We start from the raw sequence: 21,719 nt of genomic DNA, 5'->3' as shown, positions 1-21,719 counted from the left end.
GGTGCCAGCTGACCCGCGTTTCCATCGATGACGACTACGTGAGTGAGCACGCCCAGATGAGTCTTCCCCTCGCGCTCCATTCAACGACCACCCCCCGCACCCATCCGGTAAGCCCCGTGCTGGGCTCGGATCAGACCCGCTTGGATCCTGCCGGCGTCTTTCCCGAGGATCTGTCCACGTTGTCGCTGGAAGAGGTCCAGGCTTTGGACAGCCGACTGCGGCGACAGCTCGATACGGAGGTGCTGAGTCCTTCCGGTGCCCACCCTTGGACGTTGGATCACCAGCACGAAGTGGCCTGCGAGCTCGACACCCGGCAGTGACCGGCTCTTCCCGAGCGGATGCGCGGATGGACAGCTTCTACGAGGGCCTGGGCTCCGAGGCCGTCACGATCAGTGAACGGTCCCGATGACCGACGGACCCGCGTTGTGAAGATATCGTCGCCGACCGGTGACGTGGAACCTCCAGTAGTCCTAGACCGAGTACAGGGTTACTGGCGGATATGGCAAGAGACCGCCCGAGGGTTTTCCTGGGCGGCCCAACAACGGTCACCGCTGTGGTGGTGACCGTCGCAAGGAGGACATCATGCCAGCAGGTCAGGGTAAGAACATCCGTCGGGTCACCAGCGTGGATGTGATCCGCAGCAACCAGGGCGAAGGGCAAGCAGGGGCCTACACCTTTGAGCTGACCCTGGACGACGGAGTGGAGGAATACCTTCTCGTCGTCCCCGACAGCGAGGCGTCCACGGTGGCCCGGCTGATCCAGCACAGCAGTGCCATGCAACTGGACAAGAACACCGACGACCTGATTTTCGAGAACTACGGTTCCTGACCCTACGGAGAAGCCCCGCCTGAGAAAGCACCCAGGCGGGGCTTCTCCGTGATCACCGGCGGAGCGGTCACCGGAGGCAATCGATCAACTGCCGCAGGAAACGCCATCTGGGACTGCCACGCCATGCACCCGCGGCGCCGAGGACCTGCTCCTCAGCCCGTACGACCATCGCACCGGACGCACGGCACGCCATTGCAGCCGGGAGGAGAGAACATGATCGGCGACCGATGGGGCGTGAGCGATGACGAGGTCACCGGCCACTACCCCTGCGACGACCTCGTCCCTGCCCCGAGCCTGCAGCTCTGGCGCGGCGTCACCGTGCACACGACCCCGGACAGGGTATGGCCCTGGGTCACCCAGATCCAGTGCGCGCCCTACTCCTACGACTGGCTCGACAACTTCGGGCAACGCTCCCCACAGCAATTGCTCGACCTGCCTGCGCCGATACCCGGTCAACACTTCACGAGCACGGCGAACCGCCCCCAAGGGCGCCTCCTGTCGATCGAACCCCAGGTGCACTACACCGGGTGCGTTCTGGGCGCCGTCCTGTCCTACGTGCTCGTCCCGGCCGATGAGAGCACGCGGTTGCTGCTGAAGATCGTCACGAGCACGTGGGGCCTGCTGGCTCCTGTCGTCTCGGTCGGCGACCTGGTCATGGCTCGACGGCAACTGCTCAAACTCAAGCAGCTCGCCGAGAACCCCCCGGGTCACACCGGTCGCGTCCAACCTCAACGGCGCGCGTAGGCGCGAACGCGCCCGTCACCGCATCCGCGTAGGCGGGTGTCCCTACAAGAAGACTCAGGCCAAGGCGTCGGATTCAACGGCCCGGTAGTCCAACACCTAGGGCACACCACACCTGCAGGGTTCAACAGGTGCTCCAGTGATCCCTGGAGCGGCTCGCCTCAGGGCGTCTCCTCGCTGCTGGAATTTCCATCGGCGCTACGCCGCTGAGCCCGGCCGGGCTTGGCCTGGCTGGTTCGCCGACGGGGTTGCCGCATCTGGCGGAGGAAGCCGGCGAGCAGCAGCGCCATCGCCACAACGCCGAGGACGTGGATGAGCTGCCACCCGCTCACGAAACCGAGAACGATCCAAGCGATCAGCAGCACCGCTGTCAGCCATACGATCCACCCGGGGCCGCTCCGTCGGGGCGTGCTACGCGTATCCACCGATCGCCTCCATTCGTCATGGGTCTCAGCAAAGCATCGATGGGTGGAGAAGGACACAGCATAGGTGCGGTCACTTCAGCACCTGCATAGGAGCCCTTTCTGCATCAGGCCCCCACCGGGTCCGGCGTGAGTTCGTTGCGCGGAGGTTTAGGCGGTGTCTGCCTCGACGGGTTCGCCCGTAGGGGCCGCTGCAGGGGTGAGAGGGGCATGCGAGGGCAGTGCTGCGCTCAGGTGCGGGGCGATGTGTGCCAGGTGGGCGAGATAGCCGTGGGCGTCCAGCTCGGTCAACGCAACAAGCACCCGGGCCTTGGCCGTGCTGGCGCGGGCGGCGATCTCGGCCAGGGCCAGCGTGTGCTCGGGACGGGTGCGGGCCACCGCGCGCAGTACGCGACGGGCCTGCGGGCTCAGCCGGGAATCGGCGCCGGCTTGGTGGATCAAGGCGTCCAGGGCCGGACGCAGTGCGGCGAAGGCCGCCGCCCGGGACAGCGGATCCATCACGGGACTCGCCCAGCCGGCGTGCGCGGCGGCAAGGTGGACATCGTTGATGCGAACCTCCTCCACCGGGACAACCACCTGCGAGTGGTCGTCGTGCTGCCACAGGGCCGGAGGGAGTGTCACGGGTGCCGTGTGGGGCCGCCGGCCCGGCGGCAGAAGAGTCGCCCCCCGACGACGGAGCCCCAGGCTCCTGATCTTCTGCCGCCAGGACGGCGGCCATTCGACCGGTCTGGAGCGGGTCAGCCCCCCGGCTGAGCACTCCGACACGGTCCACGCTGGGTGGGTCAGCCCCCCCGACTGAGCACCGTGCGTGATGCCCCCACCGTACCGAGCAGCAAGAAAAAGATCGACTTTCATAATGTCCCCACTTCCGCTGGCGGGACGCCCCCTCGTGCTCACGAGGCGTTTCCGGTCCGCGTTGTCCACCCAGAGGCAGCTTTCGCCGGCGCGTGCGGCATGCGGGCATTGCTGTGGCGTTGGCCCTGCGGACAGCAACCCCTACCGCAAAGCCCACGCTTGCAGCACCTGTTCAGGCAAGCCCCGTGATGGCCTTGCCTGCCAGATATGGCCGAAGGCCCCCTCCTGCTACCGAGCGGCCCCTGACGGGGCGGGGAGGACCTGGGGGGTCATGGCACGGTTGCGATGTGCTGTCTGTCCTCAGGTATCCGGTCGCTTTCAACCGTGCGTGTCACAGTCACATCGGCTAGGTGTCATGGCGTTGCGCCGTCCGGGGGCATCCGTAGCCTGAGCCATGTCGGAGATCACCGCGCAGCCACTGCAGAAGGTGACCTCGTGCCGCGGTCCTCCGTCAGGACGGTTCCACACGATCTCGCGGAAGGACGCTTTCCATGACCACGCACACCACTCCCTGGCCCGCCGGCACGCCGTGCTGGGTGGATCTGATGGCCTCCGATCTGGAGCGCACCCGGACCTTCTACACCGCAGTGCTGGGCTGGGACTACACCGACTCCGCCCCCGAGTACGGCGGGTACTCCAACGCCCTGGTCGGCGGGCGCACCGTGGCCGGGCTCGCCCCCACCCTGGAGGGCATGGAGGCAGCCCCGCACACCTGGGACGTTTACCTGGCCACCGAGGACATCAACGCCGACGCGGCCAAGGCCACCGGTGCTGGGGCCACCGCGGTGTTCGAGCCCATGGAGGTCGGGCCCTTCGGGCACATGGGCCAGTGGACCGATCCCACCGGGGCGGTCTTCGGGATGTGGCAGGCCAAGGAACACACCGGGTTCCAGCTCTTCGGTGAGCCCGGCGCTCCGGTGTGGTGCGATGTGATGACCGCTGATTCCGATGCCGCCCGGCGTTTCTACACCCAGGTTTTCGGCTACACCTACCAGGACATGGGCGATGAGACGATGCCCTACGCCTTGTTCACGGTCCCGGGCCAGGAGATGCCCGCCGGGGGGATCGGGGGCCCGGATCCCCACGCCGACGGCCCGCAGATCGGGTGGTCGGTGGCCTTCCAGGTCGACGACGTCGACGCCGCCGCAGGCCGCATCCGCGAGGCCGGGGGCACCATCACCTGGGAACCCTCGGGCTTCGAGTACGGGCGGATGGCCGTGGGCACCGGCCCCGATGGGGAGTCGTTCGCGGTCATGACCCCCACCGAGAACATGTAGGCCACACCCCGCCCCGCAGGTTCCCTCGGCACCACCGGCGTCCGGGCATGGGATTCCTGTGCCCGGACGCCGGTGGCCGAGGCGAACTCCGACGTTGGGCGGAGTCGAGGCCAGTGTCCTGACAGCCCAGTCAGATCGGTGCTGTCGGCAACCCCAACCGCACCTCATGAGCCCAGCAGTCCACCGAAGCTTCAGCAGTCCCCTACACACCCGGAACCGAGCAGACGGAGCGAGCAGATGACACGGACCCGCATACACAACCTCTCCATCTCGCTGGATGGTTACGCGACTGGCCAGGGCCAGTCACTCGAGGCGCCCATGGGTCACGCCGGCCAACGGCTTGCTGCGTGGATGTTCGCCACCCGCTTCGGCGCCCCGATCCTGGGACGCACCGGCGGCTCTACCGGGGTTGACGACGCGTTCGCCCAGCAGCACGAGCCGGGCATCGGCGCCGAGATCATGGGCGCGGGCAAGTTCGGCCCACCGGGCTGGCAGGACAACCCCGACTGGCAGGGGTGGTGGGGGACGAACCCCCCGTTCCACACCCCGACCTTCGTGCTGACCCACCACCCGCGACCCTCGATCCAGATGGACGGTGGCACCACCTTCCACTTCCTCGACGCCGCACCGGCCCAAGCCCTGGACACCGCCCGTGCGGCGGCCCACGGAGCAGACGTGCGCATCGGAGGTGGCCCCACCGTCGTGCGCGACTTCCTGGCCGCGGGCCTGATCGATCACATGCACCTGGTCCAGGTGCCGATCGTGCTCGGCCGTGGCGTGCGGGTGTGGGACGGGCTGGAGGCACTGGAGGCCGACTACGAGATCGAGGCCGTCTCCGCACCCAGCGGAGTCACCCACCTGACCTTCGACCGGAAGACCCCGTGACCAGGGATGCCCCGGGGTAAGTGGTGACAATGCCGCAATAGAACCACCACTGCAACGCTGCTTTCGTGGCAAGTGACCGGTAGCCCGCCATATGTAAAGCCAAAAGGACCGAGCTGCTTGTGCAGCCGCTGATCCTGCCCACTTCAGCAGAGCCTTCAGCAATCATTTCGGAATCAGCCCGAGCCGCCCATACCGTCGCCGATCCCCGAACCCGAAGGGCCCTGTAGGCCGCTTCGCGGACCGACACAGACCGTAGTGACGCTCCCGTAGCCACCGTCGCCTGTGCCATCCTGCCGCCATGACGGAGAACACCACGGTCACCGCGTCCCGGCCCCCGCTGGAGGACCAGTTGCGCGTACCGTTTTGGATCGTGCTCGCCGGAGTGGGCGCCGGTGCCTTGTGGGCACTGGCCGGTGTGGGGGTGGGTGCCTGGGTCCGAGGGCGCCGAAGTTGCCCCGGTCATCACGGGCGCACCTGCCGCTGACCATTGGCCGGCGACTCCAGCGGAACCCTAGGGCTCAGCCAATTCGCAGCGCTTGAGCCCTTGATCCCTCACGGTCACGATGCAATCGACGGTTCCCCCGAACTGGGCTGCCGCCCGCTCAGACGACGGTAGTTGGCAGCTCTCGGATTCGCCGGTAGAGAGTGGCCCGCGACATGCCGAGGTCGCGGGCGACCTGGGTGGCCGGCTCCCCACCGTCGATCAGTAGCAGCGCGTTGCGGATCTGGGAGTCGGTGAAGGTCTGCCGCCGCCCGCCGAGGTCCTTGCCGGCGGCCCTGCGCTTGGCCATCGAGTCGGTGATCCGCTCCCGCTTGATCTCCAGCTCCATCTGGGCGAGGGCGGCCATCACCGTGAACATCATCGAGCCCATCGGGGTCGCGGTGTCCACGTCTCCCCCACCGAGGTTCAGCACCCGTAGCCCGGCATCCCTGCCCCGGAGCGCCTCGGCGAAGGCCAGCATGTTCTGCGTCGACCGACCCAGACGGTCCAGCGTGGTGATGACCAGGGTGTCGCCTTCCTCGAGGGCGGCCACCGCTTTGTCGAACTGTGGACGCGACGCACGCCCACCAGACACTCCACTGTCCACATAGACGTCATCGCGTCGCACGCCCGCCTTCAGCAAGTCAGACACTTGACGGTCCGCGTCCTGCTGCCGTGTCGAGACTCGCGCGTATCCGATCAGCTTCCCCATATCCATCCCATCTGTCTCGCAACTAACGTTGAGTATTCGATTCAAGGGGCATGGATAAAGCACAAGGATACGAGACATGCCGAACCGCGGAATCATGCGGGCGCAAATTTTGCGGACGAGACGTCTCGCATCCCATGCCCTCTGTGGCAGTTGCGCCGACGAACCGCTCGACAGCCGATCGGAGGTGGTCGCTGGACTGGAAGATATCCTCGAGGGCGTCGATCGGGTGGCGGGTCTCCTTCTTGTCCTCAACGAAGAGACCGATGTACTTCTGGCCGGTGTTGAAGTGCAACCGTGCGATGGACTTGCGGTTGTTGTCGTCGAGCAGGACTGCGCAGTAGGAGTTGGCGTCGCGGTAGGCCACGCGCTGGGGCTTGGCCTGGCCGCAGACGATCGCCCGGATAATCTGGAACGCTTCCAGTTCCTGGATGGTGGTCAGCACTCCGTCACTGGACTCGCGCAGATCCTTCTCCACCTCCGCCTCGCTTGCCACTGCCTCGGCAGGGGCATCGGTGGAGGCGACCGGCGCGGGGCGCTGCCGGCGCCCAAGGCGGTGGTCAGGAGGTTGTTGACCTGCTCGTTGTGGAACGGCTGAGCGACCTTGGACACCAGCGGGGTGAACTGATCACGCACCTTCTGGGTGAAGGCGCCCTCGTAGATCTTGGTGGTGAAGAACTTGACCCACTCCACATCGGGCTTCCTGAACTGAGCGGCGACAGCACGCTTGATCGCACCGATGTACTTCAGCTCCCCGGCGGCACTGATGATGGAGTCGAGGTCGAAGACCTCCTTGGACAGCTTCTGCAACTCTGGGATCAGCGTGGCGTCGATGTCGGCCAGGTCCAGAACCAGGAAGGGCTTCGAATCCAACTTGTTCGGGGCGTCCAGGTCCGTGCAGAAGTGATAGACCTCCCCGTTGGTCAGGATCGCGATCCGGGCATTGGTCACGGCAAAGTCCCGGAACAGCTCGGTCAGCAGTACGGGAGACGTTGGTGCACCTTCATGAAGCTGTGACGGGTTCCATGGCCTGATGATCGCCACTTCCCGGCATCAGATGTGTCATCCGCGCAACCCCGAGGACTCGCTCATACTGTTGTCGTCCCGGGCCCGCGGGACCAGCTGTCGGCACCGGATACCCGTTGGCTCTGCCCAGGCACCCCCGACGAACACCCTCTTGCCGTGGCTCGATACAGAGACGAAGCGCTTCCGCGGACTGGTTCACCGTCATGACTCCCACCCCCACGTCCGTCGAACGACCGCACACAGCAACGACGGGGAACCTCGAAGAGGCTCCCCGTCCTGCGGTGTGTGCGTCAGTTGCGCGAGCTGCCGGTGTTCGTGCCCTCGCCGGAGTCGTCCCGGTGGTAGAGGTACTCGTTGCCGTGCTCGTCCTTCTCCACGTAGAAGTGCTCCTGGACCTCCTGGTACCACGCCTCCGCGGCCTCGCTCATCCGCTCGCCCTGCTGCGCCTGGGCCAGACGGTCCCCCGGCCCGTACACCCGCATCGCGATGGCGTTGAGCCGGTCGAGGATGCGGTGCTGCTGCTCGCCGTCCCGGTTCGTGTGCTGCCTGTTCCTCACCATGACGTCCCCCGTTGCCGACTGTGATGGTGATCACCAGTCTAACGCTCGCACGCCTCCACGGACCGGGCCCAACGGCGGGTGACGCCGGTGGGCCCGAGCGGACCGAGCGGACCGCTCGGCTACTCGATGTCGCGGATCTGCTTGAGCGAACCCGTGCTCGTGCGGTACTCCCGCACGTAGTCGGGCTGCTCCGGGTGCTCGATGGCCGGGGCGTTGGCCGGCTCCGAGCCGTGCACGTAGTCGGGGGCCACGACGATCTCCTCGTCCACCTCGGCGCCGGTGGAGGTGCGGCGGTGGAACTGCTCGGACGGCAGCACGCGGCGCCACTGGCGGGTGGGCAGCACGCCCACCTCACCGGCGTCCTCGCGCAGGGCCCGGAGCAGGGAGTAGATCATCAGGTACCCCAGCACGAAGAACGGCAGGCCGATGAGGATGGCCACGTTCTGCGGCGCGGCGAGGCCGGTGGTGCCGGTGGCGGTCAGCAGGATCGCGGCGATGAGGCCGATGGCGATGACCCAGAACACGCGCTGGTGCACCGGGGACTCCTCCTCGTGGCCGCTGCCCATGGTGTCCATGACCAGGGCGGAGGAGTCGATCGAGGTGATGAAGAACAGCACCACGATGAGCACGCCCACGGCGGAGGTGACGGTCGAAAACGGGAAGCTCTCGAGGAAGACGAACATCGCGCCGGGGATGTCGCCCTCGTCGACGACGGCCTCGACGAGCGCGCCCTCACCGTTGAGCTCGATGTCCAACACGCCCATGCCGAAGATCCCGAACCAGATGACGGAGAACAGCGTGGGGAAGGCCAGCACCCCGGAGACGAACTGGCGGATGGTGCGGCCGCGGGAGATGCGGGCGATGAAGATGCCCACGAACGGGGACCACGTGATGGTCCACGCCCAGTAGAAGAGGGTCCAGCCGCTCTGCCACCCGGTGTCCGCGAGGGAGTCGTTCCAGAAGGCGAGCGCCGGGAGCATCGACAGGTACGTGCCGGCGGACTCGACCATGCCTTTGAGCATCAGCATGGTGGGGCCGGAGACGAGGATGAAGACCAGCAGGGCGATCACGATGACGATGTTGGTGTTGGACAGCCGCTTGATGCCCCGGTCGAGGCCGAGGGCCACGGAGACGGAGGCGCGGCGGCAGGTTGCGCTTGTACATGAAGTAGCCGAAGGCCAGCGCCGGGAGGGTGAAGATCGTCCAGGTGTGCAGCCCGAAGTGGTAGAGCGTGAAGCCCATCGCCTCGGTGGCGGCCTCCGCGGAGGACGGCGCCACGCCCTGGCGGGGCGGGTTCGCAAAGTCTCCGTGGTGTGCTTCGGTGCTTCGACCCTACCGCGTGGTCGTCCGGCTCTGGAGGCTCACTCCGCGGGCACCGTGGACGGCAGGCGCGGCTCCACGTGCCACTCCCACCACGCGTCCACGCGGTCGAGCAGCCGGTGCACGGAGCCGTCGTTGACCAGCACGGTGCTGGAGACGGCCGCCCGGTCCTCGTCCGTGGCCTGGGCGGCGATCCGGGCGCGGGCGTCCGCCTCCGTCATGCCGCGGTCCTCGACCATCCGCCGCACGCGCTCCTCCGCCGGGGCCTGGACGGTGAGGACGAGGTCGAAGCGCCCGTGCTGGCCGGTCTCCACGAGGAGCGGGATGTCCTCGACCAGGACGGCGTCCTCCCCCGCCGCGGCCGCGAGCCGTTCCGCCTCCGCGCGAACGAGGGGGTGGATGATCGCGTTGAGCTTCGAGCGCGCCTCCGGGTCCGCGAACACGCGGGTGCCGAGCGCGGCCCGGTCCAGGCGGCCGACCGGGGTCAGCACGGAGGGGCCGAACTCCTCGACGATCCCGTCGAGGCCGGGCCGGCCCGGTTCCTGCAGGGCCCGCGCGATCGCGTCGGCGTCGATCACGGTGGCCCCCAGCTCCATGAGCCGCCGGGAGACCGTGGACTTGCCCGAGGCGATCCCGCCGGTGAGACCGATGGTCAGCATGGGACCATGCTATCGGCCGACCCGCCCGGGCCGGCCGGGCCCCGCGGGGCGCTCACGACTCCCCGGCGCCGGCCACGGTGGTCATGACGTCCGGCAGCGTGCCGGGCCCGTGCGCCCGCCGCACCCGCAGCCAGCGGTAACCGTAGCCCTCCAGGGCCAGCTCCGCCGAGGAGTCGGCGTCGAGGGTGCACGTCCCGTCCCCCAACAGGTCCAGCAGCTCGGTGCCCTCCGCCTCGTCCGGCAGCCGCAGGGGCACCGTGGTGGGCTCCGCGGAAAGGTTGTGCAGCGCCACGACGGCGGAGCCCTCCCACGAGCACCGGTGGGCCAGCACCTCCCGGCGCGGCTGGTCCAAAACCTCGGCGGGGCCCCACGCCAGCTCGGTGCACTCCCGGTAGCGGCGGGCCAGGCCGGTGACGAAGTGCAGCAGGGAGTCCGGGTCCCGCTTGGCGTCGGCCACGTTCACGTTCGCCGGCCCGAACTCCCCTTCGACGACGGGACCGGAGAGGTCCGCGGCGTCGGCGGAGGAGAAGCCCCCGTTGCGCCCGGAGGTCCACTGCATGGGCGTGCGCACGGCCATGCGGCCCTCGGCGTCGAGATTCTCGCCCATGCCGATCTCCTCGCCGTAGTACAGCACCGGGGTGCCCGGCAGCGAGAAGAGCAGCGAGTAGACCATCCGGATGCGCTGCTGGTCGCCCTGCAGCATGGGCGGCAGCCGCCGCGTGAGGCCCCGGCCGTAGACCTGCATGCGCTCCTCGGGCCCGAAGGCGGCGAACACCTCCTCCCGCTCGGACTCGGAGAGCTGGTCGAGGGTGAGCTCGTCGTGGTTGCGCACGAAGTTGGCCCACTGGGCGTCCTGCGGGATGCGCGGCCGGTTCTTCAGGGCGGTGGCCAGGGGCCCGGCGTCCTGGCGGGCCAGGGAGAGGTAGAGGTTCTGCATGGCCACGAAGTCGAAGATCATGGTGAGCTCCCCCGCGTCCTCCGTGCCGAACAGCTCGAGCTGCTGCTGGTACGGCAGGTTGACCTCGCCCAGCAGGGCGGCCCGGCCGTTGCGGCGGTTCGCGAACCTGCGCAGCGAGCGCAGGAACCCGTGCGGGTCCGTGAACCCGCCCTGGTTCTCGAAGTCGTCGCCCTGCTCGAGGGCGAGCAGCTGGGGGATCCCGTCCACGCGGAAGCCGTCGAGGCCCAGGTGCAGCCAGAACCCGACGACCTTCGCGATCTCGTCCCGCACCTTCGGGTGGGAGAGGTTGAGGTCCGGCTGGTGGCGGTAGAAGCGGTGCAGGTACCAGTGCCCGGTGGCCTCGTCCCGGGTCCAGATGCCGCCCTCCTTGTCGGGGAACACGGCCTTCTCGGACGTGTCCGGCGGCTCGTCCTCCCGCCACACGTAGTAGTCGCGGTACGGGCTGTCCGTGCTCGAGCGGGCGGCGAGGAACCACGGGTGCTGGTCGGAGGTGTGGTTGACCACGAGGTCGGCGATGACCCGCAGACCGCGGTCCTGGGCGGTGCGCACGAGTTCCACGAGGTCGCCGAAGCTCCCCAGGCGCTGATCGATGCCGTAGAAGTCGGTGATGTCGTACCCGTCGTCCCGGTTCGGCGTGGGGTAGAACGGCATGAGCCACAGGCAGGTGACGCCCAGCTCTGCCAGGTAGTCCACCCGCTCGGCCAGCCCGGCGATGTCGCCGACGCCGTTGCCGTCCGTGTCCAGGAACCGTTCGACGTCCACGCAGTACACGACCGCCTGCTTCCACCAGAGGTCGGAGGTGTCGGCGATGCGCATGTCTGCTCCCTCGTCTGCTCCCCAGGTGGTGGCTGCTCCCCTGTCTAGCACCCCGCCCCGGTCCCGTCGAGGGCGCGGGGGCCCGGCCTAGAGTGGGGAGCATGGACCCGGACCCCCTGCTCAGCCGCGCCACCCGGTACACGACGCTCGCCGCGGGCACGGAGGCGGTGGCCGAGCTGGAGATCAAGCGCTCCCGCTTCATGGCGGTGCTGCGGCGGGCGTCCACGGAGGCCGAGGCCCGGGCCCTGGTCGAGGAGCTGCGGCGCGGCTTCCACGACGCCCGCCACCACTGCTCGGCGTTCGTCCTGGGGCCCGACCGGGACGTGCAGCGCTCCTCGGACGACGGCGAGCCCGCCGGCACCGCGGGTCTGCCGATGCTCGAGGCCCTCGTGCTGCGCCGCACCGCCACGGACGCGGGCGGCGGCGACGTCACCGACCTCTCCGACGTGAGCTCCGTGGTGGTCCGCTGGTTCGGCGGCACCCGGCTCGGCGCCGGAGGCCTGGTGCGCGCGTACTCCGACGCCGTGTCCCGGGCGCTCGACGGCGCGTTCCTGGTGGAGCGCCGGCGGCAGCGGCTCTACCGGCTCCCTGCCTCCCACGCGGACGCGGGCCGGATCGAGAACGAGCTGCGCGCGGCAGGGACCACGGTCCTGGACACCGTCTACGGGGCGGCCGGCGCGGAGTTGGGCCTCGCCCTGCCCGACGACGACGCCGCCGTCGCCGCGCTGCGATCCCGCGTGGCCTCGCTGACCTCCGGCGCCGGGGTCCTGCGGCCCGTCGGCACGGACTGGGTCGACGGGCCCGCCGGGGGCCCGCGCTGAGCCGTGCCCGGGCAGCACGACGGCCCCCGCCCTTCGAGGGGCGGGGGCCGTCGTGGTCAGTGCCGTGCGGAACGGCCTGGCGGTGCCTGTCGGATCAGGCTCCGGTCAGCTTCTCGCGCAGAGCGGCCAGGGCCTCGTCGGAGGCCAGGGTGCCGGAGTCGGCGGCCGGGGCCTCGGAGGAGTAGCTGGTCGGGGCCGGCGCGGACGAGGAGGAGGACGACGAGGAAGAGGAGGACGAGGAGCTCGTCGTGCCGCCGGCTGCGGCCTCGGCATCCTCGGCGATCGACTTCCGGACCTGCTCCTTGTGCGCCTCCCAGCGCGACTGGGCGTCGGCGTACTGCTGCTCCCAGGCGGCGCGCTGGGTCTCGTAGCCCTCGATCCACTCGTTGGTCTCGGGATCGAAGCCCTCGGGGTACTTGTAGTTGCCCTGGTCGTCGTACTCGGCGGCCATGCCGTACTGGGCCGGGTCGAACTCGGTGGAGTCCGGGTCCACGCCCTCGTTGGCCTGCTTGAGCGACAGCGAGATGCGGCGGCGGTCCAGGTCGATGTCGATGACCTTCACGAACAGCTCGTCGCCCACGGAGACGACCTGCTCGGCCATGTCCACGTGGCGCTGGGCCAGCTCGGAGATGTGCACCAGGCCCTCGATGCCGTCCTCGACGCGCACGAACGCACCGAAGGGGACGAACTTGGTGACCTTGCCCGGCACGACCTGCCCGAGGGCGTGGGTGCGGGCGAACAGCTGCCACGGGTCCTCCTGGGTCGCCTTCAGCGACAGGGAGACGCGCTCGCGGTCCATGTCGACGTCCAGGACCTCGACGGTGACCTCCTGGCCGACCTCGACGACCTCGGAGGGGTGGTCGATGTGCTTCCAGGACAGCTCGGAGACGTGCACGAGGCCGTCGACGCCGCCCAGGTCCACGAAGGCACCGAAGTTGACGATCGAGGAGACCGTGCCCGTGCGGACCTGGCCCTTCTCGAGCTTGTGCAGGAAGTTGGAGCGGACCTCGGACTGGGTCTGCTCGAGCCACGCGCGGCGGGACAGGACCACGTTGTTGCGGTTCTTGTCCAGCTCGATGATCTTGGCCTCGATCTGCTGGCCGATGTACGGCGCGAGGTCGCGCACGCGGCGCATCTCGACGAGGGAGGCCGGGAGGAAGCCGCGCAGGCCGATGTCGAGGATGAGACCACCCTTGACGACCTCGATGACGGTGCCGGTGACGACGCCGTCGTCTTCCTTGATCTTCTCGATGTCGCCCCAGGCGCGCTCGTACTGAGCCCGCTTCTTGGACAGGATCAGACGGCCTTCCTTGTCCTCCTTGGTGAGGACCAGAGCCTCGACCTCATCACCCACGGTCACGACCTCGTCCGGGTCGACATCGTGCTTGATGGACAGCTCGCGGGACGGGATGACGCCCTCGGTCTTGTAGCCGATGTCGAGAAGGACCTCGTCGCGGTCGACCTTGACGACGGTGCCCTCGACGAGGTCGCCGTCGTTGAAGTACTTGATGGTCGCGTCGACAGCGGCGAGGAAGTCCTCGGCGGACCCGATGTCGTTGACGGCAACCTGCGGGGTGGTGGTGGTCATGTAGTAGGGGCTCCGATGTGGATAGTTTGTGATCAGTCGGAACGGAGATTGTCCGGCCGGACCGCGGCCGTTCCGAAGGATTGCTGGACAGGGCACGTGCAGAGCACGCACCGGGTCAGTCTACGGACGGAGGAAAAGGGGCGCAACACGCGACCCGCCGCGCCGCCGCGGCTCAGAACTGCGTGACGCCGTACGGGGCGGTCGGGGTCTCCATGAAGTCCTGCAGGTCCCGCAGCGCGGCCTCGTCCCGGGCCACGATCAGCCCGGCCTGCGCGAGGGTGCTCGCCTTCACCGCCCCGAGGTACAGGGACCCGAGCACGTCCACCCGCATCGCCACGTCGGCCCCGTCGGGCAGCTCCACCGCGGGGACCGAGCGCCCGGCGTCGTCGTCGGCCGTGCGGGGCCGGTCGCCCAGCCGCTCGACCACGGGTGTGCCGCCGGTGGTGTCCAGCGCCCAGAGGCCGTCGGCGTAGCCCATCGAGTCCACGAGGGAGATCACGATCCGCCCGCGGAAGGTGTACGGGCGCGCCACCAGCGCGGCGGCGGGGTCCAGGACGCGCACCCACACCTTGTCGGACTCCGCGGTGACGCGGTACTTGGCGCGGTCCGCCATCGCCCACACCAGCGGGTCCTCCACGGGGGCGCGGCCGAAGCGGACCTGGTCCACGAGGTCCAGGGAGGTCACGAACTCCCACAGGGCGATCGACACGTCCGGGGAGGCGCCCACCAGGTCGATCACGGTGAGGGTCAGCGGGTAGGAGGTGTTGGGCTCGAACCGGTAGGTCACGTAGCCGTCCGGGCGCATCGCGTCGTCGTAGTGCACGGCGCAGCGGACCTCGGGGTCCGCCTTCTGCGGGGTGATGGCGTACTCGCCCGTGTACTCGGGCCAGTGGTAGGCCACCCGGCTCACCGATCCGTGCGAGCTCTCGTGGAAGCGCTGGAAGAGCACGGGGGCGAGCTGGCGCACCGCCTCCCCGTCGGCCATCTCCACGCTGCCCACGGTGGGCGCCTTGAGCTGCAGGCGGGTGGTGGCGTCCACGGTGACCTCGCGGTTGAACGTGGCCGCGCCGAAGCCGAACCGGCCGTAGATGGTGGCCTCGGTCGCGGTCAGCAGCGCCACGGGGTAGCCGTCCCGCCGGGCGCGGTCCAGCTCCCCCGTCATGAGCCGGCGCAGCAGCCCTCGGCGGCTGTGCGTGGGCCGGACGGTGACCTCGGAGATGAGCCGGGCGCGCAGCAGCCGGCCCCGGCCCGCGTTGAGCGAGCCCTCCCAGGAGGTGAAGGTCGCCACGGGCCGCCGGGTGGGCAGCGCCGCCTCCGGCACGGCGTGGGGATACGCCGCCCGCAGCCGCACCCGCTCCGCGTGCATCCAGGACAGGGTGCGCTCGAGGGTCTCGTCGGTCGGCTCCGCCTGGTGGAAGCCCTGGCGGATGGCCCGCACCCACTCCACGGCGGCCGGGTTGGCCGCGACGCCCCCGGGGCCCACGCCGAACTCCGCGAAGGTGTAGTCGTGCCCGCCGGCCGAATAGGACTCGGTCACGGTGCCGGGGGTGGACGGTGTCGTCGGAGCGTCGAGCTGGGGGTCCATGGTGTGTTCCTCGTTCGCGGTGGGGTCGGGAGGCGTGCCGGCGGGGCGCCGGTCCGGCCGGTCAGTGGGCCGCCTCGTGCCAGGAGCGGCCCGCGCCGACGTTGACCTCCAGCGGCACGGACAGCTCGGCGGCGCCGCCCATCTCCTCGCGCAGCACCCGCTCCACGGTCTCGCGCTCCCCGGGGACGACCTCCACCACGAGCTCGTCGTGGACCTGCAGGAGCATCCGGGAGCCGAGCCCTTCGTCGGCGAAGCGCCGGTCCACGCCGAGCATCGCCTTCTTGATGATGTCCGCGGCCGAGCCCTGGATGGGCGCGTTGAGGGCGGCGCGCTCGGCCATGGAGCGCAGCTGCCGGTTGTCGCTGGAGAGGTCCGGGAGGTAGCGGCGGCGGCCGTCGATCGTGGCCGTGTAGCCGTCCTCGCGGGCCTGCTCCACGACACCGCGCAGGTAGTCGCGCACCGCCCCGAACCGGGTGAAGTAGTCGCTCATCAGGGTGCGTGCCTCGTCCACGGGGATCCGCAGCTGCTTGGAGAGCCCGAAGGAGCTCAGCCCGTAGACCAGCCCGTAGCTCATGGCCTTGACCTTGGAGCGCATGGGCGCGCTGACCTCCTCGGGGGCCACGCCGAAGATCTTCGAGCCGACGAAGCGGTGCAGGTCCTCGCCGCTGCGGAACGCCTCGATCAGCGCCGCGTCCCCGGACAGGTGCGCCATGATGCGCATCTCGATCTGGGAGTAGTCGGCGGTGAGCAGCTGCTCGTACGCCCGGCCGTCCTGCGGGCGCCCGACCACGAACAGCCCGCGGATGCGGCGGCCCTCCTCGGTGCGCACGGGGATGTTCTGCAGATTGGGGTTGGTCGAGGACAGCCGGCCGGTGGCGGCGACGTTCTGCATGTACGTGGTGTGCACGCGGCCGTCCTCGGCGATGGCCTTCTGCAGGCCCTCGACGGTCTGGCGGAGCTTGTTGGCGTCCCGGTAGGCCAGCAGGCCGGCGAGGAAGCGGTGCCCCTTGGAGTCCGGGTCGGTGCGGGTGAGCAGCTCCGCCACGGCGTCGGCGTCGGTGGTGAAGCCGGACTTGATCTTCTTGGTCTTCGGCAGGCCCAGCTCCTCGAACATCACCTGCTGCAGCTGCTTGGTGGAGCCGAGGTTCACGGGCTCCTCGATCTGGGCGTGCGCCTCCTGCTGCGCCTGCTCGATCACTTGGGCGAAGTCGTCCAGCAGGACCTGGACCCCCTCGGGGTCCACGGCGATCCCGGCGAGCTCCATCCGGCCCAGCACCACGGCCAGGGGCAGCTCGAGGTCCGCGAGCAGGGCGGTCTGGTGCGTCTCGGCCAGCTTCTCCAGCAGGTGCTCGGAGAGCTGGACGGTCGCGACCGCCAGCTCCGCCTCCCGCCGCAGCACCGCCGGGGCGGGCCAGGGCTCGGCGTCCAGGGCGAGCTGCTGCTGCCCCTCGGCGGCGGACCCGTCCGCGGCGGAGGCCACGGCCAGGCCCAGCCGGTCCTCGAGCAGCGCGGAGAGCTCGTAGCTGCGCCGCGCCGGCTGCAGCAGGTAGGCCGAGAGCTGGGGGTCGTCCACGACCCCGGCCAGCGGCAGGCCGCGCACCGCGAGGGACTTCCAGACGTCCTTGAGCCCGTCCACGATCTTGGGCCGGTCCGCGTCGGCCAGCCAGCGGGCCAGCGCGGACTCCAGCGCGGAGTCGGCGGCCGAGAGGTCGAGGAACAGCGCGGACGGCTGGTGGCCGCCCCGGGCGAGGACCACTCCGGAGAGCTCGCGGGCCCCCGGGAGCACGGGGTCGTCGTCGCGGTGCAGCGCGTGCAGCACCACGGGGCCCGGACCGCCGGCCAGCCACCGCTCCAGCTCCTCGGCGGTGCCGGGACGCTCGACGTCGCCCAGGCCGAGGTCGGCCGGCGGCGCGGCCTCCTCCGCGGGTCGCCCGAACGCGTCGAAGAGCCGGTTGCGCAGGCCGTCGCCGAACTCGAGGTCGTCGAAGACCTCCTGCACCGCCTGCGTGTCGGGCACGGGCAGACCGGCGTCGGCGAGGTCGATCTCCAGCCCGAGATCGGTGACCAGGCGGTTGAGCCGCCGGTTGCGCTCCACCGCCGCGCGGTGCTCGCGCAGCGCCTCGCCCTTCTTGCCCTTGACGCGGTCCGCGTGCGCCAGGATCGTGTCGACGCCCCCGTAGGCCAGGATCCACTTGGCCGCGAACCCCGCCCCCACGCCCGGGATGCCGGGGAGGTTGTCGGCCTGCTCGCCGGTCAGGGCCGCGAGGTCCGGGTAGTGCTGGGGCGGCACCTTGTACTTCTCCACCACGGCCGCGGCGTCCATGTGCTTGAGGTCGGACGGGGTGCGCCCGGGATAGACCACCGTGACGTGCTCGTCGATCATCTGGAAGGCGTCCCGGTCCCCGGAGAAGACCAGCACCTCGTAGTCCTGCTCGGCGCCGCGGCGAGCGAGGGTGGCCAGCACGTCGTCGGCCTCGTGGCCCTCGGCGGTGACCACGGGCACGCCCAGGGCGTCGAGGATCCGGCGGATCTGCGGGACCTGCCCGTGGAACTCCTCGGGCGTCTCGTCCCGCCCGCCCTTGTACTCCACGTACTCCTGGGACCGCAGGGTGGGGCCCTCGAGGTCGAAGGACACCACCAGGTGCGTGGGCTTCTGCTCCCGCACCAGCTTCACGAGCGTGTTCACGAAGCCGTAGACGGCCTCGGTGTGCCGGCCGTCGGAGGTCACGAACGCCGGGCCGCCGCCGTACTCCGCGGCGCGGGACAGCGCGAAGAACGCCCGGAAGGCCAGGGAGTGGCCGTCGACGAGCAGCAGCTTCCGGTCGGGCCGGGAGACCGGGAGGGGGATCTCGACGTCGACGGGGTGGTCGGTGTCTGTCCCGACGGTCACCGTGCGCACGGCGGTCCCGGGGCTCGTGTCGGTCTGCGTCTGCTGCGTCGTTTCACTCACGGACCCATCCTAGGGCCCGGGCGGGACCCGGGGCGGGCGGTCCGCCGGGCCCCGGCGGGTCAGCCGGTGCGGTCGGCCGGCGCGCTCAGGCGACCTGGTTGATGATGGCCTCGGCGACCTCCCGCATGGACAGCCGGCGGTCCATCGAGGTCTTCTGGATCCAGCGGAACGCCTCTGGCTCGGTGAGGCCCATCTTGGTGGTCAGCAGCGACTTCGCGCGCTCCACGAGCTTGCGGGTGGCGAACTGCTCCTTCATGTCCGAGACCTCGCGCTCGAGCGCCGCGATCTCCTCGGCACGGGAGATGGCGATCTCGATCGCGGGCACGAGGTCGTCCACCGTGAACGGCTTGACCACGTAGGCCATGGCTCCCGCCTCGCGGGCCCGCTCGACGAGCTCCCGCTGGCTGAAGGCCGTGAGCAGGACCACGGGGGCGATCCGGTCCGAGGCGATCTGCTCCGCCGCGGTGATCCCGTCCAGGACGGGCATCTTCACGTCCATGAGCACGAGGTCGGGCCGGTGCTCGCGCGCGAGCTCGACCGCGCGCTGGCCGTTGTCGGCCTCCGCGACCACCTCGTAGCCCGCGTCCCGGAGCATCTCCACGATGTCCAGGCGGATCAGGGTCTCGTCCTCGGCGACCACCACCCGGCGGGCCGGGCGCAGGTCGTTCTCCGCCGACTCGCCGGACAGGTCGTCCCGGGCCTCGGGCTCCTCCGCCGGGGCGGGGTTCGGCTGCTCCGTCACGCTGACTCCTTGGCTGCTGGTCCGTCGTTGCCCGCGCCGCGCGGGCAGCGGGGCCGGCGGCGCCCGACTGCCCGGCGCCGCGCGTTCCGTCCGATCAGCCCCAGCCTATAACTGTTGTAGAGTGGTCGAGCGCAGGAGCCGCCCACCCAGGCGGCGCGGACTGCGACCGCAGGCCCAAGTGGCGGAATTGGCAGACGCGCCGCACTCAAAATGCGGTTCCCCTGGAGTGTGGGTTCGAGTCCCACCTTGGGCACCAGCACCCCGGACCGGTGGTCCGGGGTCTTCTCGTCCCGCCCCCGTGCCGTCAGCCCGCGGCGTCCCGCTCCCGCACCAGGTTCGTGACGCGGGCCGTGGACAGCCGCCGCCCCCGGTCGTCGGTCATCACGACCTCGTGGACGGTGAGCGTGGCGCCCAGGTGCAGCGCCGTGCACGTGCCGGTGACCGTCCCGGAGGCCACGCCGCGCTGGTGGGTCGCGTTGACGTCGACGCCCACCGCGTACCGACCCGGCCCGGCGTGCACGCTCGCCGCGGTCGAGACGAGCGTCTCGGCGAGGACGCAGTGCGCTCCCCCGTGCAGGATCCCGCCCGGCTGGGTGTTCGGCTCGACCGGCATCGTGGCGACCGAGCGCCCGGGCGTGAGCTCCGTGAACCGGATGCCCATCGCCCGGGCGAGCCCGCCCATCCCGTGCCCGGGAAAGGCGGCGTGCAGCTCCTCGGGGACGCCGTGCTCGCGCAGGTCCCGGGAGTGCTCCTCGGGGGTCATGCCCGCGGAGCCGGTCAGCTCTCCCGCCACGGTCCCACGCGCTCGCGCCGCTGCCCGCCGGAGAGCAGCTCGCCGGCGTCCGCGACGTCGCCCACGCGGTGCACCTTGACGAGGTTGGTGGTGCCGGCGACCCCGGGGGGCGAGCCGGCGCAGATCACCACGAGGTCGTCCTTGACCGCCAGGCCCTGCTCCTGCAGGTGCAGGTCCACCTGCCGGGTCATCTCGTCCGTGTGGTCCACCTTCGCCACCTGGATGGGCTGCACCCCCCACAGCAGGGACATGAGCGCCGTGACGAGGGGCTCCGGGGTGAACGCCAGGATCGGGTGGGCCGGGCGCAGCCGGGACAGCCGGCGGGCGGAGTCCCCGGACTGGGTGAACGTGCAGAGGTAGCTGACGTCGAGCTGCCGGGCGATGGTCACCGCCGCGCGGGTCACCGCACCGCCGCGGGTGCGCGGCTCCGTGCCGAGGGCCGGGACGCGCTCCAGCGCCTGGCTCTCGATGGCCTCGATGATGCGGGCCATCGTCTCGATGGTCTCGATCGGGTACTTGCCCACCGAGGTCTCCCCGGAGAGCATGACCGCGTCCGCGCCGTCGAGGACGGCGTTGGCGCAGTCGGAGGCCTCGGCCCGGGTGGGGCGCGGGCTGTCGATCATGGACTCGAGCACCTGGGTGGCGACGATCACCGGCTTGGCCCAGCGCCGGGCGAGCTCGATGGCGCGCTTCTGCACGATCGGGACCTGCTCCAGCGGCAGCTCCACGCCGAGGTCGCCGCGGGCGACCATGATGCCGTCGAACGCGTCGATGATCTCGTGAAGGGAGTCCACCGCCTGCGGCTTCTCGATCTTGGCGATCACCGGCAGCCGCCGGCCCTCCTCGTCCATGATCTCGTGCACCCGCACGATGTCCTTGGCGTCGCGCACGAAGGACAGGGCGATCAGGTCCACGCCGCGGCGCAGGGCCCAGCGCAGGTCGTCCTCGTCCTTGTCGGACAGGGCCGGGACGTTCACGGCCACGCCGGGCAGGTTGATGCCCTTGTTGTTGGACACCGGCCCGCCCACGACCACCTCGGTGGTCACGGTGGTGTCGGAGACGGCGGTGGCGCGCAGGGCCACCCGGCCGTCGTCGATGAGCAGCGGGTCGCCCACGTTCACGTCGCCCGGCAGGCCCTTGTGCGTGGTGGAGCACAGGCTCGCGGTGCCCTCGACGTCGTCGACGGTGATGGAGAACTCGTCGCCGGGCAGCAGCTCGTGCGGGCCGTCCGCGAAGCGGCCGAGACGGATCTTCGGTCCCTGGAGGTCCGCGAGGATCGCGACCGTCTGCCCGACGTCCGCCGAGGCGCGCCGCAGGTTCTCGTAGGACGTGTCGTGCACGGAGTGGTCGCCGTGGCTCATGTTGAGCCGGGCCACGTTCATGCCGGACCGGATCGCCTGGGAGAGGTTCTCGTACGAGGAGATGGCCGGGCCGATCGTGGCCACGATCTTTGCTCGTCGCATGTGTGCCGCCTTGGGTCGAGGGGTGCCACCGGGGAGGACGTGCACAGCACTGCGGCCGGGGGCTCCGTCGCGCAGGACACGACGCAGCTCCCGGCCGCACTGCCTGGATGTCCGCCCCGGGGCGGGAGGTCGTCCCCCAGCCTACCAACGCCGTCGCCGGTGTCGAGGCGACCGGGCAGCCCTCCCGCCCCGGACGTGCGACGGCGCGGGGCGCCCCCTCCTGGGAGGGGGCGCCCCGCG

General features: G+C 70.2%; 21 protein-coding genes, 1 tRNA gene and 1 pseudogene. 7 read left to right on the top strand and 16 right to left on the bottom strand.

The window, feature by feature from the left end:
* From ACFYE3_RS14565 to ACFYE3_RS14555, 3 genes are all read left to right on the top strand, one after another.
* The coding region (locus ACFYE3_RS14565) for a hypothetical protein (RefSeq protein WP_387610275.1) at positions 1 to 320 on the top strand (320 nt) is incomplete at its 5' end.
* Between the two features lie 262 nt (positions 321 to 582).
* On the top strand, positions 583 to 828 hold the full coding sequence (locus ACFYE3_RS14560) for a hypothetical protein (protein ID WP_368823304.1): 246 nt from the start codon (positions 583 to 585) through the stop codon (positions 826 to 828).
* A 213-nt stretch (positions 829 to 1,041) separates the two neighbouring features.
* The gene (locus ACFYE3_RS14555; RefSeq protein WP_387610273.1) at positions 1,042 to 1,572 is read left to right on the top strand and encodes a hypothetical protein; all 531 of its coding nucleotides are present in this window, start codon (positions 1,042 to 1,044) and stop codon (positions 1,570 to 1,572) included.
* Positions 1,573 to 1,730: 158 nt separating this feature from the next.
* Here ACFYE3_RS14555 and ACFYE3_RS14550 read toward each other — a convergent pair whose 3' ends face one another.
* Both ACFYE3_RS14550 and ACFYE3_RS14545 read right to left on the bottom strand, forming a co-directional pair.
* Positions 1,731 to 1,934 (bottom strand): hypothetical protein, encoded by a 204-nt coding sequence (locus ACFYE3_RS14550; protein WP_387610271.1) that lies wholly within the window; start codon positions 1,932 to 1,934, stop codon positions 1,731 to 1,733.
* Between the two features lie 207 nt (positions 1,935 to 2,141).
* Positions 2,142 to 2,612, bottom strand: coding sequence for a hypothetical protein (locus ACFYE3_RS14545; RefSeq protein ID WP_387610269.1), 471 nt, complete (start codon positions 2,610 to 2,612; stop codon positions 2,142 to 2,144).
* Between the two features lie 725 nt (positions 2,613 to 3,337).
* Here ACFYE3_RS14545 and ACFYE3_RS14540 point away from each other — a divergent pair.
* A complete protein-coding gene (locus tag ACFYE3_RS14540) occupies positions 3,338 to 4,123 on the top strand; it encodes a VOC family protein (protein ID WP_387610268.1) in 786 nt (261 codons plus the stop codon).
* Between the two features lie 237 nt (positions 4,124 to 4,360).
* Positions 4,361 to 5,008, top strand: coding sequence for a dihydrofolate reductase family protein (locus ACFYE3_RS14535; RefSeq protein ID WP_387610266.1), 648 nt, complete (start codon positions 4,361 to 4,363; stop codon positions 5,006 to 5,008).
* A gap of 602 nt (positions 5,009 to 5,610) precedes the next feature.
* Here ACFYE3_RS14535 and ACFYE3_RS14530 read toward each other — a convergent pair.
* The 8 genes and pseudogenes from ACFYE3_RS14530 to ACFYE3_RS14495 all read right to left on the bottom strand — a co-directional run bounded on the left by ACFYE3_RS14530 (position 5,611) and on the right by ACFYE3_RS14495 (position 11,537).
* Entirely contained in the window at positions 5,611 to 6,201 is a 591-nt protein-coding gene (locus ACFYE3_RS14530) for a recombinase family protein (protein ID WP_387610265.1), read from the bottom strand.
* A gap of 22 nt (positions 6,202 to 6,223) precedes the next feature.
* Positions 6,224 to 6,643 (bottom strand): hypothetical protein, encoded by a 420-nt coding sequence (locus ACFYE3_RS14525; protein WP_387610263.1) that lies wholly within the window; start codon positions 6,641 to 6,643, stop codon positions 6,224 to 6,226.
* Positions 6,637 to 7,242, bottom strand: coding sequence for a hypothetical protein (locus ACFYE3_RS14520; protein WP_387610261.1), 606 nt, complete (start codon positions 7,240 to 7,242; stop codon positions 6,637 to 6,639). Before ACFYE3_RS14520 ends, ACFYE3_RS14525 begins: the two co-directional genes overlap by 7 nt.
* 272 nt (positions 7,243 to 7,514) lie before the next feature.
* Positions 7,515 to 7,784, bottom strand: coding sequence for a hypothetical protein (locus ACFYE3_RS14515; RefSeq protein ID WP_387610259.1), 270 nt, complete (start codon positions 7,782 to 7,784; stop codon positions 7,515 to 7,517).
* 119 nt (positions 7,785 to 7,903) lie between these two features.
* A complete protein-coding gene (locus tag ACFYE3_RS14510) occupies positions 7,904 to 8,911 on the bottom strand; it encodes a BCCT family transporter (protein WP_387610258.1) in 1,008 nt (335 codons plus the stop codon).
* 72 nt (positions 8,912 to 8,983) lie between these two features.
* A pseudogene (locus ACFYE3_RS14505) lies at positions 8,984 to 9,026 on the bottom strand (hypothetical protein); the annotation flags it as partial.
* A 119-nt stretch (positions 9,027 to 9,145) separates the two neighbouring features.
* Positions 9,146 to 9,763, bottom strand: a complete 618-nt coding sequence (gene coaE / locus ACFYE3_RS14500) for a dephospho-CoA kinase (RefSeq protein WP_387610256.1) — start codon at positions 9,761 to 9,763, stop codon at positions 9,146 to 9,148.
* 52 nt (positions 9,764 to 9,815) lie between these two features.
* Entirely contained in the window at positions 9,816 to 11,537 is a 1,722-nt protein-coding gene (locus ACFYE3_RS14495; protein ID WP_387610254.1) for an alpha-amylase family protein, read from the bottom strand.
* 101 nt (positions 11,538 to 11,638) lie between these two features.
* Between ACFYE3_RS14495 and ACFYE3_RS14490 the strand changes: the two genes are divergently transcribed.
* Positions 11,639 to 12,358 (top strand): IMPACT family protein, encoded by a 720-nt coding sequence (locus ACFYE3_RS14490; RefSeq protein WP_387610252.1) that lies wholly within the window; start codon positions 11,639 to 11,641, stop codon positions 12,356 to 12,358.
* A 94-nt stretch (positions 12,359 to 12,452) separates the two neighbouring features.
* On the opposite strand, the gene rpsA is transcribed toward ACFYE3_RS14490, so the two are convergent.
* The 4 genes from rpsA to ACFYE3_RS14470 form a co-directional block, all read right to left on the bottom strand.
* The gene (rpsA, locus tag ACFYE3_RS14485) at positions 12,453 to 13,946 is read right to left on the bottom strand and encodes a 30S ribosomal protein S1 (protein WP_387610250.1); all 1,494 of its coding nucleotides are present in this window, start codon (positions 13,944 to 13,946) and stop codon (positions 12,453 to 12,455) included.
* 172 nt (positions 13,947 to 14,118) lie between these two features.
* Positions 14,119 to 15,531, bottom strand: coding sequence for a GNAT family N-acetyltransferase (locus tag ACFYE3_RS14480; RefSeq protein WP_387610248.1), 1,413 nt, complete (start codon positions 15,529 to 15,531; stop codon positions 14,119 to 14,121).
* Between the two features lie 61 nt (positions 15,532 to 15,592).
* Positions 15,593 to 18,481, bottom strand: coding sequence for a DNA polymerase I (gene polA, locus ACFYE3_RS14475; RefSeq protein ID WP_387610247.1), 2,889 nt, complete (start codon positions 18,479 to 18,481; stop codon positions 15,593 to 15,595).
* A gap of 85 nt (positions 18,482 to 18,566) precedes the next feature.
* On the bottom strand, positions 18,567 to 19,169 hold the full coding sequence (locus ACFYE3_RS14470) for an ANTAR domain-containing response regulator (RefSeq protein ID WP_387610288.1): 603 nt from the start codon (positions 19,167 to 19,169) through the stop codon (positions 18,567 to 18,569).
* A gap of 226 nt (positions 19,170 to 19,395) precedes the next feature.
* On the opposite strand from ACFYE3_RS14470, the gene ACFYE3_RS14465 reads away from it, so the two are divergent.
* Positions 19,396 to 19,479 (top strand) — tRNA-Leu (locus ACFYE3_RS14465).
* Positions 19,480 to 19,527: 48 nt separating this feature from the next.
* Here the strand turns inward: ACFYE3_RS14465 and ACFYE3_RS14460 are convergent.
* Both ACFYE3_RS14460 and pyk read right to left on the bottom strand, forming a co-directional pair.
* Positions 19,528 to 19,986 (bottom strand): PaaI family thioesterase, encoded by a 459-nt coding sequence (locus ACFYE3_RS14460; protein WP_387610286.1) that lies wholly within the window; start codon positions 19,984 to 19,986, stop codon positions 19,528 to 19,530.
* A 14-nt stretch (positions 19,987 to 20,000) separates the two neighbouring features.
* Positions 20,001 to 21,479: a pyruvate kinase gene (pyk, locus tag ACFYE3_RS14455; RefSeq protein WP_387610246.1), complete on the bottom strand. Its 1,479-nt coding sequence runs from the start codon at positions 21,477 to 21,479 to the stop codon at positions 20,001 to 20,003.
* Between the last annotated feature and the right edge of the window lie 240 nt (positions 21,480 to 21,719).

This window comes from Kocuria arenosa, from assembly GCF_042879215.1.
Classification (GTDB): Bacteria; Actinomycetota; Actinomycetes; order Actinomycetales; family Micrococcaceae; genus Kocuria; species Kocuria arenosa.
This window is presented reverse-complemented; position numbering and strand designations above follow the sequence as displayed.